Annotated in this window: 16 protein-coding genes and 1 pseudogene; 9 read left to right on the plus strand and 8 right to left on the minus strand. The window is 35.6% G+C overall.

Going from position 1 to position 18,426, the window contains the following annotated elements; genetic code table 11:
* Window positions 1-9: 9 nt before the first annotated feature.
* Together AAGD70_RS01265 and AAGD70_RS01270 are read right to left on the minus strand one after the other, a co-directional pair.
* Window positions 10-842 (minus strand): IS5 family transposase gene (locus AAGD70_RS01265; protein WP_264718686.1). Its coding sequence is split into 2 segments (ribosomal slippage): window positions 10-476 and window positions 476-842, totalling 834 coding nucleotides; the frame shifts between segments, so codons are not numbered across the junction.
* A 58-nt stretch (window positions 843-900) separates the two neighbouring features.
* On the minus strand, window positions 901-1,605 hold the full coding sequence (locus tag AAGD70_RS01270; RefSeq protein WP_245611098.1) for a recombinase family protein: 705 nt from the start codon (window positions 1,603-1,605) through the stop codon (window positions 901-903).
* 319 nt (window positions 1,606-1,924) lie between these two features.
* On the opposite strand from AAGD70_RS01270, the gene AAGD70_RS01275 reads away from it, so the two are divergent.
* Both AAGD70_RS01275 and AAGD70_RS01280 read left to right on the plus strand, forming a co-directional pair.
* Window positions 1,925-3,121: a hypothetical protein gene (locus tag AAGD70_RS01275; protein WP_065095438.1), complete on the plus strand. Its 1,197-nt coding sequence runs from the start codon at window positions 1,925-1,927 to the stop codon at window positions 3,119-3,121.
* The gene (locus tag AAGD70_RS01280) at window positions 3,087-3,968 is read left to right on the plus strand and encodes a hypothetical protein (protein WP_245611097.1); all 882 of its coding nucleotides are present in this window, start codon (window positions 3,087-3,089) and stop codon (window positions 3,966-3,968) included. Before AAGD70_RS01275 ends, AAGD70_RS01280 begins: the two co-directional genes overlap by 35 nt.
* On the opposite strand, the pseudogene AAGD70_RS01285 reads toward AAGD70_RS01280, so the two are convergent.
* From AAGD70_RS01285 to AAGD70_RS01310, 6 genes and pseudogenes are all read right to left on the minus strand, one after another.
* Window positions 3,943-4,767, minus strand: a pseudogene (locus tag AAGD70_RS01285) (IS5-like element ISWpi1 family transposase). The gene AAGD70_RS01280 and the pseudogene AAGD70_RS01285 sit on opposite strands and share 26 nt — an antisense overlap.
* Window positions 4,768-5,268: 501 nt before the next feature.
* On the minus strand, window positions 5,269-7,323 hold the full coding sequence (locus AAGD70_RS01290) for an AAA family ATPase (RefSeq protein WP_065094956.1): 2,055 nt from the start codon (window positions 7,321-7,323) through the stop codon (window positions 5,269-5,271).
* Between the two features lie 22 nt (window positions 7,324-7,345).
* Entirely contained in the window at window positions 7,346-8,383 is a 1,038-nt protein-coding gene (locus tag AAGD70_RS01295) for an AAA family ATPase (RefSeq protein ID WP_265017850.1), read from the minus strand.
* A 179-nt stretch (window positions 8,384-8,562) separates the two neighbouring features.
* On the minus strand, window positions 8,563-9,051 hold the full coding sequence (locus AAGD70_RS01300; RefSeq protein WP_065094958.1) for a hypothetical protein: 489 nt from the start codon (window positions 9,049-9,051) through the stop codon (window positions 8,563-8,565).
* Window positions 9,052-9,074: 23 nt separating this feature from the next.
* Window positions 9,075-9,872 carry an ATP-binding protein gene (locus tag AAGD70_RS01305; protein WP_065094959.1) on the minus strand — a complete coding sequence of 266 codons (798 nt, stop codon included), beginning with the start codon at window positions 9,870-9,872 and terminating at the stop codon, window positions 9,075-9,077.
* A gap of 51 nt (window positions 9,873-9,923) precedes the next feature.
* Complete coding sequence (locus AAGD70_RS01310; RefSeq protein WP_065094960.1) at window positions 9,924-10,415, minus strand: sigma-70 family RNA polymerase sigma factor; 492 nt, start codon at window positions 10,413-10,415, stop codon at window positions 9,924-9,926.
* Between the two features lie 892 nt (window positions 10,416-11,307).
* Between AAGD70_RS01310 and AAGD70_RS01315 the strand changes: the two genes are divergently transcribed.
* The 7 genes from AAGD70_RS01315 to AAGD70_RS01345 all read left to right on the plus strand — a co-directional run bounded on the left by AAGD70_RS01315 (window position 11,308) and on the right by AAGD70_RS01345 (window position 18,401).
* Window positions 11,308-11,778 carry a Holliday junction resolvase gene (locus tag AAGD70_RS01315; RefSeq protein WP_065094961.1) on the plus strand — a complete coding sequence of 157 codons (471 nt, stop codon included), beginning with the start codon at window positions 11,308-11,310 and terminating at the stop codon, window positions 11,776-11,778.
* A 132-nt stretch (window positions 11,779-11,910) separates the two neighbouring features.
* Window positions 11,911-12,381 carry a hypothetical protein gene (locus tag AAGD70_RS01320; RefSeq protein ID WP_065094962.1) on the plus strand — a complete coding sequence of 157 codons (471 nt, stop codon included), beginning with the start codon at window positions 11,911-11,913 and terminating at the stop codon, window positions 12,379-12,381.
* An 18-nt stretch (window positions 12,382-12,399) separates the two neighbouring features.
* On the plus strand, window positions 12,400-13,884 hold the full coding sequence (locus AAGD70_RS01325) for an ankyrin repeat domain-containing protein (RefSeq protein ID WP_065094963.1): 1,485 nt from the start codon (window positions 12,400-12,402) through the stop codon (window positions 13,882-13,884).
* A complete protein-coding gene (locus AAGD70_RS01330; RefSeq protein ID WP_065095279.1) occupies window positions 13,881-15,698 on the plus strand; it encodes a phage terminase large subunit family protein in 1,818 nt (605 codons plus the stop codon). The genes AAGD70_RS01325 and AAGD70_RS01330 overlap by 4 nt, the downstream gene beginning before the upstream one ends.
* Complete coding sequence (locus AAGD70_RS01335; RefSeq protein ID WP_065094324.1) at window positions 15,691-15,915, plus strand: gpW family head-tail joining protein; 225 nt, start codon at window positions 15,691-15,693, stop codon at window positions 15,913-15,915. The genes AAGD70_RS01330 and AAGD70_RS01335 overlap by 8 nt, the downstream gene beginning before the upstream one ends.
* On the plus strand, window positions 15,916-17,334 hold the full coding sequence (locus AAGD70_RS01340) for a phage portal protein (protein ID WP_065095278.1): 1,419 nt from the start codon (window positions 15,916-15,918) through the stop codon (window positions 17,332-17,334). It abuts the gene before it with no gap.
* Window positions 17,331-18,401, plus strand: a complete 1,071-nt coding sequence (locus tag AAGD70_RS01345; protein WP_065095277.1) for a S49 family peptidase — start codon at window positions 17,331-17,333, stop codon at window positions 18,399-18,401. Before AAGD70_RS01340 ends, AAGD70_RS01345 begins: the two co-directional genes overlap by 4 nt.
* Window positions 18,402-18,426 lie beyond the last annotated feature (25 nt).

Below are 18,426 nucleotides of genomic sequence, written 5' to 3' on the forward strand. Positions count from 1 at the left end.
ACCAGTAAATCAAGCATATTCCCTACTTAACATAACTTTACTCATAGCCAGATATATGAAACTTTCAGTAGATGTTGTAAGTAAATCGTACTCCTTTGATAGCCTTCTATTTCTATTGATCCAAGCAAAAGTCCTCTCTACCACCCACCTTCTCGGCTGTACTGAAAATCCAGGATCCCGTTGTGGCAATAGTTCTAGTGGTGTATCTTTATGCACCCAAAACCTACATGGAGGCCTTTTGACAATTTCAATATCTATCCCATATTCTCTCTTTACGTAATCCTTTAAATCTTTTCCTTGGTATCCCATATCAGCCCACATTTTCTTAATATTGCTGTATTTTTCCTTCATATTGTCCAATGCCATCTTCACCCCATCTCTGTCATTTTCGCTTGCAGCTCCTACATAGCAACCAAGCACAAATCCTTGAGTATCTGTGATTATATGTCTTTTTCTCCCCTTTACCTTTTTCGCACCATCATAACCTTTGACCCCCCTTTTTCCGTGGTTTTTACCGATTGACTGTCCACTATGCATGCGCTCGGCTCCTCATTTCTTCCCATTTTTGACCTACTATATTTAGTGATATCATAGTTCATTTTCTCAAAAATTCCCTGCTTTTTCCATCTTCTAAACTGTTCATGCACAGCCTTCCACGGCGGAAAATCGTGTGGTAAATAGCGCCATTGACATCCTGTGCGCAGTATATAAAGAATTGCATTTACTATCTCACACTTACTGTATTTTGGTGGCCTTCCTCCTTTCTTGTACGATACTCTGAAGTGTTTTTCTATTCTTGCCCATTCCCTTTTACTTAAATCTGTTGGATATTTTTTCCTCATCTCTTACCTCAATATTCTTTCTTTATATACTACGTATTCCTTGGTTTGTGGACAACCTCTAAGCAGGATTTCTTAACATCTTCCAGATAGTACTTCTTTTCCAACGTTCCTTTCCTGTTTGTGTTATTACCGATATCTCGCTAAGTCTACGTATAACTTCATTGATGCTTATTCTTTCTTGACCAACCCAATTAAATATTTTGCGTACTACATTTGCCTCTTCTTCATTAATCTCAAACTGAGCACTTCCTTCACCTACATGTTTTGCTATGTAGCGATAACCATAAGGTGCATTACTCATTACACTGATACGGCCAGTTTTAGCTGCATGAAGTTTTCCTCTGCGATTACGTTCCATAATCTTTGCACGTTCATACTCTGCTACTAATCCTTGAATTCCTAAAAACATATTAGATTCTGGGTTATCCTCAAATTTATGATTTAAGAAAACAACCTCTGAACCTGCTTTTCTAAACTCTTCGAGTAAGAGCGCTTGGTATGCAGATTTGCGTGATAACCGATCAGGTGAATGAATATATATCTTATCAATCTTACCTTCTGCTACTCTATCACGTAAACTCTCTAAGCCAGGACGTTCTAAATTTGATCCACTATAACCATTATCGACAAACTTATGCTCATCTAATAACTCATGTCCATCACTACCAATGCGACGCTCCAATTCTACAATCTGACTCTCTATTGTATTCTCCTGTGCCTGTTGTCTTGATGAAACTCTTGCATACAAGCTTACCGTTGTCATTTTCTTCTACCTCCTTTGTTTTACATTTCAATAATTGTTCATAAGCATTTGCCAAATATGTACCCGCCAACCTGTGAGGTTCATAACGGCAATTAATAGTTAATTCCCCTTTTTGCATGTTTTTCTTCCTGTGAATTTTTTTATAGGTTAGGAGACTTCTATTAAACTAAACCAATGCACACCTTATGTTCCATTTAAGAAAGCTATCTAGTTTACACAAATTCTCCCTAATTAAATATACAAGATTTGAAAAAATTATGTCCAAAAAATCTTTGCTTGAATTGTCATATTATGTATAATATAGCTTATTTAATATGGTATGAATGTTCATCCAAGTTACGAATTCTGGGAAAGTGATTTAGAAGTTCCGGTCAACCTTTTACTAGAACGTTTTCAGGATTATAATATACGTCAATCTTGGTTAGATTCCCTTTCTGGTAAACAACTGAGCATCATTTTTCAGCATTGCTTTAAAAATCATTTAAATGGACAACTTTTTCAGGACGGAGATTATGACGATAGATCCACTCAACAAAAACGTAAGATACTTACCAGTTACTCTGACTCTCTTTTTAACTATTATCTCATTAGCTACTTTGATCGTACAAAGCTTGAGGCTACAGTCAGTGAAGTAGCAAGATTTGCCCTTACTCAAGAGTTAATGAGATCATACCTGATAAAAAATAACACTAAGTATGATAAAAGATCCTTATTGTTTTTACTATTTCACATAAATTGCAAACTTCTAAAATTTGTCTATCACTTTGATAAAGTACAAAAGAAAGGTTTCGTATCATTTGCTCTACAGAAATCACCAAGACAAATAAATACTTCATTTAAGGAATTTATGTCACAAGAAGCCGTAGAGCAGATACTTAAGGATGATGACCAGTTGCAGGGTTTTTTCCATCATCAAGATCGAATATATATGTTTGTACGTCGAGGAAGTGACATGGATTTACTGCTTAATTCAAACAAAGTTGTTCATGGTCATAAACCTGAGTGGATGATTTTAGGTTTTTCGCTTGATGGTACAAAGGTTAATCTCTGTGCTAAAAATACTAATAAAGCTGTGGAAATAGCAAATAGTATTGTAAGTGGTTATTTTAACTGCGAATGTACTTTTGTAAATATACAGGATAAGAACTTTCCACTACAAGTGCATAAATTTCTTCAAGCATGTATAGAGGGTTCTGACCCTAATATTTGTATATTTGAGTTAAATTTTAAGTCAGATTATTTCAAAAATAGTAATACATATCTTACTTTGAGTGTAAAGCCGTATGATCCTATTGCACCAGAGTTACATATTTTAAAGTCATCTATTGGCAATATACTACAATCTATTCAATCAGCTAAAGTAATGTTCCAAAACAAAAAGGTAACATTTTCTTTCAAAATAAGTGGGGAAGTTTATTATTCAGAGCATCCACTCAATAAAAAGGAAAGAGAGGAACTGAAGAAACATATAGAACAATCTTATGGTCTTAAAATCCTTTCACGAGCAAATTGCTGATCTTTTAAGTTTAAATAGTTCTTGGGTTAATCTAAGTCAAAATCACATTAAAGCAGCAAGATACTTATTTGATCTTGGATTAATAAAAATGCAAGAAAGGTACTATATTGTTTGTTCTCGTGAAGAAGATCATCTTGATTGGCCAAATGTAATTGATCCAAATTGTAGCAATGAGATTTTCATTGATCCAGACTTTGATGAAGCATGTGATGACGCTATTTGTGAAAACTGTTCTCGTCATATTCTGCCTAATACTTATCAAAAACAGAGATTTCATCTCTTATCCATATACTTAAATACAGAAAAGATCATAGACTGGCTTGAAACAAAGTTGAATGATTCAAGACTTATGTGGGAAAAAGTGGAAAAAGGAGTTTATTATATTTGTAATCAAGGTCGTATTGTAAATCTAATAATCCTTGATTTTTGTACTGATGCAATATTTTTAACCATAGATAAACTTAGAGTCCATCCGACAGTTCTCATCACCCTAAAAAAAGATATACCGAATCTATTATTGAGCCTATATATAGTGCCAATGGTAGAACTGTTTTGTCAGCTTAAGACTTTAACTGAGATATTCCAAGAGGCAGCTAAAAGAGGAGTACCAAAGGTAGTAGAAAATACTTCTTTGCAAGTTTTACCAGCTTCATATATTTCGCTTAAACGTGTTGAACCAATTGTACCAACAAAGCTTTTGGAGTTACAGGTAGTTAAAGGTATGGTATATGTTAATAGCGTTGAAGTTATAAATAAAAAAGCTGTATCATGTCTTAATATTTTTCGAATATTGTTCAGAGGTTGTCCGGAAACAAGTAAATTCAAGCATATTCCCTCTTTAACATAACCCTACTCATAGCTAGGTATATGAAATTCTCAGTGGATGTTGTGAGTAAATCATACTCCTTCGATAGCCTTCTATTCCTATTAACCCAAGCAAAAGTCCTTTCTACAACCCATCTTCTTGGCTGTACTTTAAACCCTTGTTCTCTTGTTGGTAGTAGCTCAGGTGGCGTATCTTTGTGCACCCAAAATCTACATGGAGGCCTTTTAACAATTTCAATATCTATGTCATATTCTTCCTTTATGTGATTCTTTAAATTTCTTCCTTGGTATCCCATGTCAGCCCACATTTTTTTAACTTTAGTATATTTTGTTCTCATATTGTTTAATGCTATTTTAATACCATCTCTATCATTTTCGTTAGCAGCGCCTACGTAACAACCTAGTATAAAACCCTGAGTGTCTGTAATTATATGCCTTTTTCTACCCTTTACTTTTTTACTTCCATCATAGCCTTTGATCCCCCCTTTTCTGTAGTCTTTACAGATTGACTATCTACTATACAGGCACTCGGCTGCTCATTCCTTCCTATTTTTCTTCTACTATATTTCATAATTCATTTTCTCAAAAATTCCCTGCTTCTTCCATTGCCTGAACTGCTCATACACAGTCTTCCATAGCGGAAAATCATTTGGTAAATACCGCCATTGACACCCTGTACGCAATACATAGAAAATTGCTTCTAATATTTCTCTTTTGCTATACTTTGGCGGCCTTCCTCCTTTCTTGTATGATACTCTGAAGTGTTTTTCTATTCTTGCCCATTCCCTTTCGCTTAGATCTGTTGGATACTTTTTTCTCATCTTTACCCCGTACTAAAATTTCAGATATTATAGCCTTTTACTTGTTTCCGGACAACCTCTTAGTTTAGAAGCAGATTTAGAACATCAAATCAGAAAACCATTAAACAAGATGCAAAAAACGATCAAAGCTACATTGGCTGAGAAATTAGGATTAAGTATTGAACGTAATGATGTAATACAAACACTTGGTTGGCAAAGATCATCACATGGTTATCGGATTAACCCTTTTACTTTGACTATAAAAAAATACTAAAAAATTCTCTTACGTAGTACAATTTATACTTATAATATACTATGATATAACCATAGTATATTTATATATATAAGGTAATTTGCCAATCTGCCAACTTGCTGAAACCAGCCTGAGAAGAGCGCTTTTGGCTACTCCTTCTAGTTGGCAACTTTTTGCCATCTTGCCAATCTGACGTTTGTACAAAACTATATAAGATATTGATTTTCTTGTATTTTTACTAAATTCAGAATGGCAGATTGGCAAATTCTTCAGTTTGCCAATCTGCCATTCTGCCAATCTAATTTGGTAAGATCACGCATAACCCAAATATCTGGGTTTTCAACAGGCAGAGTTACTCCATTGTTTGACGAGAGATAATAATCTGGTTTTACTAATCTATATTGATTTTCAGCAATCTTCAGCTCCATGTCTCTTACACACAAGTAACCATACTTTGACCTTGTACTTGATCTTACAGCCTTTTTAAAGAATTTTATATAACCTATGGTTGCAAGATGGCTGATTCTTTCACGAATGCTACGTTCACTACCAAGTCCCAACTTTCCTTCAAAGCATTTTGCAAAGCTCGCTGCAGTATACACTTCTCCTTTATATGCTTCATTGGCAATTAATTCTAAAATTATATCATGTCTTCTCAAGCGCTCTAAATCCAGTTTATTATTATAATCATCCCTTACTACCCTTTCTGAATTAAAATTTGTATCATATTGCAAAAACGATCCATTTTGCCAACAAAATGAAATCTTATTTTCTTCTGATGCAGAATAATTAGATTTCATTCGGCAAAGAACACGATCATTACCAGTCTTTTCTGGTCTTGACAAATACCATCTAGATCGAACAGAATTATTCCATGCTGTTGAACCTCCTGTGCCAGTTTTGCGTATTATTCCAGAATCCGAAGGATGTGCACATAACAAAACAGCCCCTTTAATTATCTGTGCTATTCTGCCACAACAGTTTTGTATAAATTGTCTCACATGAGAGCGATCATTTTCGTTACCTCCAAACAAATCTGCTGCTGTATCCAGAACTACAAGTTTTGGCTGAAATGATTTAATATCTTCAAGTAATTCCTGAAAGTAAGTAGTTAATTGTCCTGTACTTTTACTATTGAATACCATCAGTAAATTATCTTCTCCTGTACGAGATGATAAACAAATGTTGTTAAGAAAATCAGGAGACTTCATATCAAGCTGATATAATTTATTTATTGCACATTGTCTACGCCAAAGCTCTTCTGTGTCGTCTTCGCAAAATACACCATATGTCTTGATTTTCTCAATTGCTATCCCTAGCCAAGATTTACCAGTACTAGCAGCAGTCATTAATTGCTGAGCAAGGAGAGATTTTCCAACACCACCATCACCGTAAAGAGCTGTAACACTACCAACAGGAAGCCAATCCTTTACAATCCATTCCCTTTCTGGAGCAATATTAGTCCAAGCTCTAGTATCTATTCTGAGTGGCTTTCTATGATAAGGACTATTTGTGCTAAGGATAAATTCTTCAATATTTATTCCCTCTAACACACAATCAGCAGCATCCCAACTCCTTGGTTTATCTGGTGGAATCTTAAGCGTAGCAAGTGATGCAACACCAAGTTCTAAAAGTTTCTTTTCAGCGTTTTTGGCATATTTATTACCTGCTTCATCATTGTCTGGCCAAATGATAATTTGTTTACCTTTTAGCGGAGTCCAATCTGTTCTATCAATAGGCGCATTTGCTCCAAACATCGCAGTTGTAGCTGTAATTCCTTTCTCTATAAGTGCTTCTGCGCATTTTTCTCCTTCAACCAGAATAACCTTATTGGACTTTAAAATACCTGGAATGTTGTAGAGTGGCCTTATCTCTGGCTCTTTGAATCTTTGTTTTTTAACATCAAATGGTTTAAACTGTTTTTTCTCTAAAGGAGGATCATAACGGTAGACTATTACAATCAATTGGTTATTTTCATCGTAGTAGTTCCAACTACAAGTCAGATATTGTTCTAGATCTCTAATATTATTTTTTTCTTTGATGCCAAGCCATTCACTTATTGAGAGCATTACTTCAGGAAATTCTGTTTTCGCATTCTTCCCGTGTACTGTTGCCCAAAGGTCGATAATGTCACCACCTTCTCCCGTTGCAAAATCTTTCCATAATCCAGCTTTTTCGCCTGTTAACTCTATTACAGTACTTTTGCCTTTGTTACCCTGTACATCACCTACATAAAACTTATCACCACGAAATGTCCCTCTTGGTAACAGATGAAAAAGACAAGATCTGATGTTTTGCAAAATCTGAGTTTTTAGCTCTACCATGCTGTCCGTTTTTGCAGACAAATTAAGCCGTAGCTATAACTTTAGAGTTCTGCCAACGCCCATTTACTCTGCTAATGAATTTTGCTGGTATTGATTTACCGTTTCTTAGCTCATATACTACTTGCAAGACATTTGCACGTTTATTTGGTTGAAACATTACCATACCAGATGTATAAAAGCTTCTTAAAGCATTAGCACCAATTAAAGCTTGAAAAGGACTTTTTGCTAATGTAGCTGTGGATACTTTTCTGGTATGACGTGTAATAATTATTCCAGCCATAGGATTAATTATAGAACGTAATTTTTCTATTCTGCTTTGCAGACCGGAAAATATATTTTCATAGTCAAGGGAATCCAAAACGATAAGGTCTATCGTTTTAAATTTTTCTCCTATAATCTCTTTTATTCTCTCTATACCTTCATCGTTTAAAGTTAATCTCATCTTTGTAGTAACAATCAAGTTTTCTTCTGCTAGATTTGGCAGCCTTTGATTAGTTATGATTTGTTGTATGCGTTCCCTGATGTAATTGTACTCCATCTCATTTTGCAGATAGATTATTTTTAGTGGCCTTGCTGACTTCATCTTAAGAAACGATACTCCTGCTGCAAGATGTGCAAGCAAAGAGAGAAGAAAATAACTTTTGCCAACCTTTGGAGTACCACCAATGACTAAAAGACCACCTGGAGTGAGAATTCGTGGAGCTATTATGTCTTCTGGTATTGGTGATTGATCACTCAAGTACTGCTTTACAGAAAATATTTTTTCTGCTCTCTCCCTTTTTTCTCCACTCTTTGATTTCTTATTGAGCCACTTCCTAGCAGAATCTATATCACCTTTAATTAAAACCCAAAGATCAATAATATCACCGCTAGTCCCTTCAGTAAAATTACGCCAATCACCAGCTTCCTTACCTACTATTTTAACTGTAATTGTATTTCCATTTAAGTTTCCAATATAAGTTTTATCTCGGTAAAATTCACCATTTGGAAGTAGGTAAGAAACACACTCTTTGATATTATCAATTAATAATGCTTTTATCTTTTCTTGCTTTTTAGACATAAAACTCCCATACATACTTTTCATACGTTTAAAGTTGAGATTAGCTAGCTCACAAACAGTTTCAAAAGATTTTGAATTCAGCCAATTAATTGCTTCTTCTCTTAGCTTTGGGGTTTTTCCTACTGCGTCCTGAATACCTCTAGTAACGACAGCAGACCAAAGCTTTTCCTCGTCGTACTTCAAAATGGTACTCTGTCAATTTCATAATTTTTACGGTATTCTGGAGTAATTACCGAAGCAATTTTGTTCTTCTCTCCATATTCATCAGTTATAACACCTACCTTTACTGTAAACTCCAACCCATTTAATTCTGCAACTGAATTTAGCTTACGAGCAAGGATTGCACTTTCTGAGTTATCATGTGGATGAATGTCACGTGCCGATTCCAAGATACTGCGAAGCATAGAGCGACCCATTTCTCCCCAAGTATCTTCTGCTTTACTACTTTTAATACCAATTATCTGATAAATCTTGTGCTTTGCGTATAGACCTTCAATAACGGTAAATTCTGTATTTAAATAAATGCTACCAGTAGTGGGGCTTTTAGTAAACCAGTGTTCATGACCTCCAGGCTTGATTGTCATTTTTACCTTTACTATTGTACCTTTTGGTATCAATCTACTTTGCGGTTTTACAGTGTTAAAGTCAGTTAACAGGTCTTCTAACATATATCATTCTCCATGTTTAAATTTTAAAACTTGCTTTTAATCTTTGTAAGCAGCTTCCCCAAGTGTGGTTCTTCAAGCATACTCAGGCGTCCACTACGATCCTTAGCTGGGTATCCCCAAGGATTTAGAGTATGGCAAACAAAAGAGCGTTTCTCCGTTCCATCATCTCTCTTGATTCCAACCATACTGATTACTTCATCAACTATTCCAGGAATTTCACTAGCAGTTTTAGCCCCTTCGCATTGAGGTAGCCAAATTGGACGATTGAAATCATCGAGATATTGACCTAAAGTGCCAACTATGATGATGTCTTTGTCTCTGATGTGTTGAAATTGATTGAGCCAAGCCATCATTTCCTGAGCAAGTAATCCATAGGCAGCTCTCATATCCTGCTTTCCTGATCTCTCAGAAAAAGCTTCAGGTTGCATTTTTGCCCATAATAGACATAAACGTGAAGCAACGGTTATACTATCTACAAAGATGCATCGGTATTTAGAAAACTCAGAAAAAAGATCTTTGTACTTACGAGATACATGTTCATGGTGTCTTTGGCTATATGCTTGATCAGACTTCAGCGCAGGATTAGACCCCCCTATAAGACAAGCAATATCTCTAGCTTCATTCCAAGTGCGAAGGCTAATTGAATCTCCTTGCCAGTCTTGAACGGCAAGAAGCCCTGCTTCAAAATCAAGGCAAAGTGTTGGTTCATCTACGGTCTTTAGGAGACTTGTTTTACCAATACCATAAGGGCCAAAGATGACCATTTTTACAGTTGATATTGTTTGCAATCTTTCATTATTATTCAAAATTGTAAGAACCATTATTTATCCATGCTACGATGTATATATATACAAGAAAGGCAAAAATTTTGTTCAATTTTTCTTTTTGCCTGCGTAGTAAATAGGAGAAAGTTTGGCACGTATCTTCTTGATAATATTGTTTAAAGTGGTTCTTGAAACGTTGTTCATCTTGGCAACTTCATGTAAGTTGAAAAATTTAAGTTGCTCACATATATTTTGCCATTCCTTTGGTAAAACCGAGATCATATAGTCTACATCAATGCGTTTTGTTATTTCACTCTCAAGTAGCTCTGTTACATCAATGCTAATATAGTTATTGATGTCACGTTTTGCACATCGCTGTTTCTTTAACAGGTTAATAGCTTTATTTTCAGTTAATCTTGCTACAAAGGTGTTAAAGCTACTTTTATCTTCATCATACTGATCAAGGCATGGCCAAATTTCACAGAAGAGTTCTTGCTCAAGATCTTCGTGAGCTTCATTAATAAAGCACTTAGCAAGTTTCAGTCTATAAGCTTGATATTTTACATTTTTAATAACTATATGGTAGTTTTGTAATTTCATAACTTTCCTTAAAAACAAATTGATGCTTTTAAGGATGAGAGTTATTAATGCTGTTATGTAGGACAGGAGCAAAAATAAATAATACTGATGCGATTTTTAATCTATTGATATTCTGTTATTTTTTTTTGAGAATAATACTGATGCAATTTAAAATAATACAGTTTAGGTTTTTGGAACCTATTTTAAATGGATTTCAATATTTTAAGAATGGGTAGCTCAGGCTTCCTAAAGTTATATTAAAAATATATAAGAATTTCATATTTTGAAATTCAATATCACCTAAAGAGCTAAAAATGTGGATTTCGCTATTAAAAGAATAGCTTAAATTTTTAAGAGGAAAATAGTTGAAAAGTATGCTCTCTATAACCTTAAGTTCCGTTCCTAATTACTGGCTTCCTAAATCAGGAATTAGGAATCAGGAATCTAGAACTAGCCTGTATGGCGGGTTTTCACCATGCGTTCCTAAAACCGTTCCTAGGAACGGCATATCTGAAGTCCGCCAATATGGAGGATTCTAGCTTCCTGAAACCCTTATATATAATATATATATATAATACATATATAAAAATATACACATATATAAAAACATATAAAATATAAGATTAGAATAATAAAAAAACCTCTAAAAGTAGAAAAATCATGTTTAGAAGGTTTTCAAATTCAAGAATTATAAAAAATTTTTCAAAAATTGAAGATTTTTTGGACAAAAATTTTCCAAATCTTGTATATATATGTACACAACAATTGAAAGCTCACTGGATCTTGGCAAACAAACTGGCTGTAAAAGAGTTTTCATGTTAGTTTTTAGTTGTTAAATTTCGAAAATTAAAGATTTTTTGGACGTAATTTTTTCAAATCTTGTATATATATGTACCTGACGATTGAAAGGGGAATGCTTACACTAGATCTTGGTAAACAAACTGGTTGGACTATTTTACATGATGGAATAGTACAAAGTGGAAGTAAGAGTTTTCATGTTAGCAGGTTTAGTGGTGGTGGAATGCAGTTTTTAAATTTTCGTAATTGGCTTAATGCACTTAAGTATAAATTTCCAGGTATTGAAGTTGTGTACTTTGAAGAAGTGAGAAGACATCTAGGAACTGATGCTGCACATATCTATGGAGGGTTTTTAGCACACCTTTCTGCTTGGTGTGAGGAAAGCAATATTCCCTATCAAGGTGTTTCGGTTAAGACTATTAAACGTTTTATAACTGGCAAGGGTAATGCAAGTAAAGCTGATGTCATTGAGGCAGTACAGGAAAAGGGTTTTTGTCCAATGGATGATAATGAAGCGGACTCTTTAGCTTTAATGTTCTATGTTATGAATTTTAGTAAAGATTTTAATATATTAAAAACACCATAGAAAGTGGGTCCTTCCAGCCATGCTGGCGGGTTTGGTGGTCCTGACCTCGGGCCTTCTTTAGCGTTAGATATATTTCAAATGTTAACTACTTACGAAATTATAGCTGAGCAGTGCTAAAAAGGAGAAAAAAAGGTGAGAATTACGCAAGCAGAGTGGGCAAGGGAAAAAGGGTTTTCGAGGCAATATGTCTGTTCTTTAGTAAAAAAAGGAATAGTTGAGCTGGAAGATGGACTTATTGACCGAGAACAAGCAAATGAAGCGGTAGCAGCAATAAGAGATCCAAGTCAACCACTTAGGAGAAAAGAGCGCGGAGAAAAACTTTCAACGATATTGCTAAAAACGCGAATAAAAAATGAAACGGAGCGTGGTAAACTTTTGGAAGCTAAAGTGAAAGCTGAAATAGGCAAATTTGTGTCAATTGAAGAGGTAAAAACTGAAGCATTTAACGTAGCAAGAGTTGTTCGTAATAATTTGCTTAATATTCCAAATAGAGTTTCAGCGCTGCTTGCATCACTGAGTGACACTGAAAAGATTCATATGGTGCTAACTGAAGAGATTACAAACTCACTCCAAGAATTATCTAACAATAGATTTCAAATATAAAAAGATTTTGAATGTAAAATGGCTGATAACTTAAGTTTAGAGTTAATAAAGTGTCTCATCAATCAACCTGGATTAGATGTTAATGTTAGAGGATTAAACGGAAAAACCCCACTACATTGCGCTATAGAGTTTGACGAGTTAAGCATGGTGGATCTGCTGCTCACGAAAAAGAATATTAATCCTTTTGTGGAAGATAATGATGGCAGAACATCTCTTGATTACGCCAAAGAAGGGAAAAAAGCAGAAATATTGAAAGCGCTAATTAATAACAAATACGGGTCAGAACAAGATAGTTTACTTCATTTAGCTGCAATGATAGGTGAAATTAATGCAGTTAGATATTTGATAGGAAAAGGTATTGACGTTAATATACGAAATGCTTTGCATCATACTCCATTACATCTAGCAGCAGGCATAGGACATGAGAATATTGTCAAAATTTTAGTGGAAGAAGGAAACGCTGAAATCGAGGTTTTTGATGCACGAAATCAGACACCAATGCACTATGCAGTTAATAACAAAAAGTTGGAGATAGTAAAGTTACTGCTAAGGCTAGGAGCAGATGTAAATAGCGCGCGCATAGGACAAAACTCAATGAAATTATCACCTGTGCATATAGCTGTAAGTAATACTAATTACGATGAAAGAGACTTATGTCTTGATATCCTCAAATGCTTAATAAAGGAGCCTAATGCTCAAGTCAATTTGCAAGACTACGAAAATAGAACACCACTACATTACGCTGAAAGACTTAAAACAATAGAAGTTTTACTAACTCGAGAAGATATAGACCCTCTGGTAAAAGACGATAGCGGCAAGACACCATTTGATTACGCTAAACCTGAGATAAAAAAGGCTTTGATGAGTAATAAATACGGTTCTGAAAAGAATAGTCTATTGCATTTAGCTGCACAAAAAGGAGAAATTGAGCTTATAGATGCAATTTTAAAGGAAGAAATTGATATTGATATTTCAAATAATAAAGGTTTATCACCGATTTACCTTGCTGCAGAAAAAGGGCATTTACATGTAGTAAAGTTATTGCTGAAAAAAGGAGCAAATTATACACCTATTTTACATTTAGCAATCAAATCAAACAATTTAGAATTACTAAAAGTTTTGTTTACTGAAAAAAATGGGGCATTGCTCTGTAGAGATACAGCTGTCAAATTTCCAACCCTTAATAATAAATATATAGCACAGAGAGAAATAGCAGATAAAAGGATGAAAAAGCATAATAACATTATCTGCATCTATATTACGGTCAGCGCAATAGCAGTAGCAGCATATATAGGTTTAACAGCAACAACAATAAGCAGTGCAATCATTTTTGCAACAATGACAGGGATATTTGCTCTTGCTGTAGCAATAATGCTAAGTGAGATAAGAAAAAGATATATAGAAAACGAATTTCAGAAAAAGATGTTTATGGAACTGGAAGAGTGTAGTCCTACTGTTAATGGTGTTGAGTTAGAACCAATTGTGAGTAGATGCAGGCAATGATATATGCTAGAGCTTTTTCTGAAGGTTTAAGACCAGATCCGCAGCTTAAAGTATCAGAGTGGGCGAATGAGTATCGAGTTTTAGCGCCAACTGCAGCATCAGAGCCAGGAAAGTGGAGAACAGAGAGAACTCCTTATTTAAAAGAAATCATGGATTCACTATCTCCATCTTCTCCAGCGGAAAAAGTAATATTCATGAAAGGAGCGCAGATTGGAGGAACAGAAGCAGGAAATAATTGGATAGGCTATATTATAGACCAAACACCAGGGCCAATGCTAGTAGTACAGCCAACAGTTGAAATGGGAAAGCGTTGGTCGAAGGGAAGATTTGCACCATTAATAGAGAGTACACCATGTTTAAAAAGTAAAGTAAAAGACCCAAGGTCAAGAGATTCAGGCAATACTGTACAGAGTAAGGAGTTTCCAGGTGGAATAGTAGTAATAACTGGAGCAAATAGCAGTGTAGGACTGAGATCTATGCCAGTAAAATACCTCTTTCTTGATGAAATAGATGCTTACCCTGGAGATTCAGGAGGAGAAGGAGATCCAGTTTTACTCAGCATAGCTCGAACCAATACATTTGCACGTCGAAAGATTTTTCTGGTATCAACACCAACGATTCATGGAATAAGCAGAATTGAAAAGGAGTTTGAAGCGACAGATAAGAGATACTTTTTTGTTCCCTGTCCGCATTGTAGTTATTATCAAGTTTTAAAATGGTCACAAATAAAATGGGAAAATAATGATTCGAGAACAGCACATTATATTTGCATAGAATGTAGCGGAAAGATAGAAAATCATCAAAAGACAGAGATGCTTGAGCGTGGAGAATGGAGAGCTATAGGGGTAAAAAAAGGATTTCATCTTTCAAGTCTTTATAGCCCAGTTGGCTGGTATAGTTGGCAACAAGCAGTAGAGGATTTTCTGCATGCCAAAGAAAGTGAACAATTACTGAAAGTTTGGATCAACACAACGCTTGGAGAAACCTGGGTAGATAAGGGAGAAGTACCAGATTGGAAGCAATTATTTAACAGGAGAGAATTTTTTCCCGTAGGCACAGTACCTAGGAGAGAAGTGGTACTTACCGCAGGAGTAGATGTACAAAAAGATCGTTTAGAAGTAGAAGTTGTAGCCTGGGGAAAAAGCCGCGAAAGTTGGTCAATAGACTATCGAGTATTTGAAGGAGATACTGGGGGTAGAGAAGTATGGAAAAAACTTTCGGAGTTACTCAATCATCATTTTATCGGTGAAAATGGTCTTGAATACATGATAAGCATGATGGCAGTAGATGCAGGGTATGCAACACAGGAAGTATACAATTGGGTAAGAGGTCATCAAGGATCTGGAAGAGTAATGGCAGTGAAAGGTGTAAATAAAGCACTAGTACCACTTAGTAGCCCAAGTAGAGTAGATGTAACAGTTGGTGGTCAAAAGCTAAAGAGAGGAATAAAGCTCTGGCCAGTAGGAGTATCGATATTAAAGTCAGAGCTTTTTCAACTACTTAATATTTTAAAAGAAGAAGAAGGAAAAGCTCTACCTGGATATTGTCACTTTCCAGAATATGCACCTGAATATTTTAAGCAGCTAACGGCAGAGCAATTAGTCAGCAAGGTAGTAAAAGGATACACTAAACAAGAGTGGCAAAAGGTAAGAGAAAGAAATGAAGTACTAGATTGCCGGATTTATGCCAGAGCTGCATCTATTGCGCTTGGAATTGATCGTTGGCCAGAGAGTAAATGGAATAGTCTGAGTGGAAAAATGGAAAGTAAAAAGCCTAAAAAAGTAAGACAGAGTAAGTGGTTGAAAAATGTATAACGAAGAGTATTTGTTTCAAGTTGAACAAGCAATAAAGAAGCTGCAAAACGGAGAGCGAGTAGTATCAATTGCATATGGTGACCATGTGGTGAGATATGCTGAAGTCCAGATAAATGACTTGCTGAATCTACGGCAACGTATTAAGGCTGAATTGAAAATTGTAGGTGTGAAACCTAAAAGAAAGATTGTTTTTTCAACAAATAAAGGAATTTTATAAATGCTACTAAAAACCTTCAAACAATTATTCTACAAGCCAAAAATCAAAAATTCAGCCTGGGATGCATCAGGCTCAGGGAGAAGGGTAATGTATTGGCAAGGAGAAACAGGAAGCATAAATAATTTACTTTCTCAGAGCCTTGAGCACTTACGTAGCCGTTCTCGGGATATGGTGAGAAAAAACCCATATGCGGCAAATATCATTGATACAATAGTAAGTAACTCTATTGGAACAGGAATAAAACCGCAATCAAAAGCAAGGGATGGAGAATTTCGAAAGAAAGTACAAGAATTATGGCTGAAATGGACAGATGAAGCAGACAGTAATGGGATAAGTGATTTTTACGGATTACAAACTCTAGTATGCAGAAGTATGATAGAGGGAGGAGAATGTTTTGTACGGCTGAGATACGAAGATGGTCTTTGTGTACCTCTGCAATTACAAGTACTTGAATCAGAGCATTTAGACGATAAGAGCAATCAAACCCTTGCCAACGGTAATGTAATTAGAAACGGGATTGAGTTCAATAGGCTTGGGCAGAGAGAAGCGTATTACCTATTTAGAGAACATCCAGGTGAAGGCTCATTTGGAGAGTCAGTGAGAGTGCCAGCAAATGATGTTTTACATATTTATAGACCACTAAGACCTGGTCAGATCCGAGGAGAGCCATGGCTTTCTAATATACTGCTAAAGCTCTATGAGCTTGATCAATACGACGATGCAGAGCTAGTAAGAAAGAAAACAGCAGCGATGTTTGCAGGGTTTATTACGAGACTTGATCCTGAAGCAAATATCATGGGAGAAGGTGAAAGTAATGAGCAAGGAATAGCACTATCTGGCCTAGAACCTGGAACAATGCAGCTTTTAGACCCAGGAGAAGATATAAAATTTTCAGAGCCGTCAGATGTAGGAGGAAGTTATGAAGCGTTTATGAGACAGCAACTCAGGGCAATAGCAATAGGCACAGGGATAACATATGAACAGCTAACAGGAGATTTAACAGGCGTTAATTATTCATCCATTCGAGCAGGATTGATAGAGTTTCGCAGGAGGTGCACGATGTTACAGCATAACATTATGGTATTTCAGTTTTGCCGTCCTGTATGGGATAGGTGGTTAGAGTTAGCACTACTTTCTGGAGAGCTAGACATAGGTGAAGAATGGACAAAGGGAAAAGAAGGAGCAAAAAAAGAAGTAAAATGGATAGCACAAGGGTTTGATTGGGTGGATCCGCTAAAAGATCAGCAAGCACAGCAAATGGCAGTAAGAAATGGATTTAAGAGTCGATCAGAAGTAGTATCAGAAATGGGTTACGATGTAGAAGAAATTGATCAGGAAATTGCTGAAGATCAAAGACGTGCAAGTGAACTGGGCTTAAGTTTTGATTCTGACGTTACGGCCAATCAAGAGGTGATATGAAGCAACAAACAACATGGTTAAACAAATGTGTAATGGTAGAACCAAGGAGTTTTGAATTACTGTCACTACAAACAGGAAAGCAGCCTATCTTTAAAAATATAAAACATGCAGTAAGAAATAGTGAAAGAGGAATAATACCGATACATGGAATCTTGACAAAAAAGTCAGAAACTTTTGATGATATTTTTGGAATGACTTCCTATAATCAAATAGAAGCACAAATTACACAAGCAATAGAAGATAGTGATATAGAAACAATCCTGTTGGATATAGACAGTCCTGGAGGAGAGGTCAATGGAGTGTTTGACCTTGCTGATTTTATTTACAGTGCAAGGGGAAAAAAGAGGATAATAGCGATAGCAAATGATGATGCATATTCTGCAGCGTACGCTATAGCTTCTAGCGCTGAAAAGGTATTTGTGAGTAGAACTTCAGGAGTAGGAAGCATAGGAGTAATAGCAAGTCATATAGATCAAAGTGGGTTTGATGAAAAACAGGGAATAAAATATACGACAGTATTTGCAGGAAGTAGAAAAAATGATTTAAATCCACATGAGCCAATAACTTCTGAGAGTTTAGAAAACCTAAAAAGCGAAGTGAATCGTTTATATGGAATGCTGGTTGAGCTAATAGCACGCAATAGAAACCTTTCTGTAGAGGCAATAAAATCAATAGAAGCAGGGCTATATTTTGGCGAGAAAGCAGTAGAAATAGGTCTTGCAGATGGAATTACAATTCTTTCAGAGTTTAAATCTATTAATAAAAACAGGAGTATTACTATGAACGAACAAACTACAACTGACCTAGAAACTGATAATTCAACTAATAAAATCAAGTATCGTACTGAAGTTCTTGAATTAATACGTTTATGTAACTTATCACGAATGCCAGAGAAAATAGGAGAATTTATTGAGCAGGGCGTAAGTGTTGAGCAAGCAAGGGAGGTTTTAATGGAATTACTTGCAGAGCGAACGAAAAAGACAGAGATACTGAGTGCAATACCACAGAATTCAGGAGAAGAGTTGATGATGCAGGTAGCGAAAAGTCGTGCGCAATCAGGCATTTAAAATATATAACAAAAGGAGAAAAGCA

This window comes from Wolbachia endosymbiont (group A) of Nomada flava (assembly GCF_964027055.1).
GTDB lineage: Bacteria > Pseudomonadota > Alphaproteobacteria > Rickettsiales > Anaplasmataceae > Wolbachia > Wolbachia pipientis.

What these genes read in the sequence shown, in the direction of transcription:
- AAGD70_RS01270 (WP_245611098.1), bottom strand. Translation starts at nt 1,605, where the DNA reads ATGACAACGGTAAGCTTGTATGCAAGAGTTTCATCAAGACAACAGGCA.
- AAGD70_RS01275 (WP_065095438.1), top strand. Translation starts at nt 1,925, where the DNA reads ATGAATGTTCATCCAAGTTACGAATTCTGGGAAAGTGATTTAGAAGTT.
- AAGD70_RS01280 (WP_245611097.1), top strand. Translation starts at nt 3,087, where the DNA reads ATGGTCTTAAAATCCTTTCACGAGCAAATTGCTGATCTTTTAAGTTTA.
- AAGD70_RS01290 (WP_065094956.1), bottom strand. Translation starts at nt 7,323, where the DNA reads ATGGTAGAGCTAAAAACTCAGATTTTGCAAAACATCAGATCTTGTCTT.
- AAGD70_RS01295 (WP_265017850.1), bottom strand. Translation starts at nt 8,383, where the DNA reads ATGTCTAAAAAGCAAGAAAAGATAAAAGCATTATTAATTGATAATATC.
- AAGD70_RS01300 (WP_065094958.1), bottom strand. Translation starts at nt 9,051, where the DNA reads ATGTTAGAAGACCTGTTAACTGACTTTAACACTGTAAAACCGCAAAGT.
- AAGD70_RS01305 (WP_065094959.1), bottom strand. Translation starts at nt 9,872, where the DNA reads ATGGTTCTTACAATTTTGAATAATAATGAAAGATTGCAAACAATATCA.
- AAGD70_RS01310 (WP_065094960.1), bottom strand. Translation starts at nt 10,415, where the DNA reads ATGAAATTACAAAACTACCATATAGTTATTAAAAATGTAAAATATCAA.
- AAGD70_RS01315 (WP_065094961.1), top strand. Translation starts at nt 11,308, where the DNA reads ATGCTTACACTAGATCTTGGTAAACAAACTGGTTGGACTATTTTACAT.
- AAGD70_RS01325 (WP_065094963.1), top strand. Translation starts at nt 12,400, where the DNA reads ATGGCTGATAACTTAAGTTTAGAGTTAATAAAGTGTCTCATCAATCAA.
- AAGD70_RS01330 (WP_065095279.1), top strand. Translation starts at nt 13,881, where the DNA reads ATGATATATGCTAGAGCTTTTTCTGAAGGTTTAAGACCAGATCCGCAG.
- AAGD70_RS01335 (WP_065094324.1), top strand. Translation starts at nt 15,691, where the DNA reads ATGTATAACGAAGAGTATTTGTTTCAAGTTGAACAAGCAATAAAGAAG.
- AAGD70_RS01340 (WP_065095278.1), top strand. Translation starts at nt 15,916, where the DNA reads ATGCTACTAAAAACCTTCAAACAATTATTCTACAAGCCAAAAATCAAA.
- AAGD70_RS01345 (WP_065095277.1), top strand. Translation starts at nt 17,331, where the DNA reads ATGAAGCAACAAACAACATGGTTAAACAAATGTGTAATGGTAGAACCA.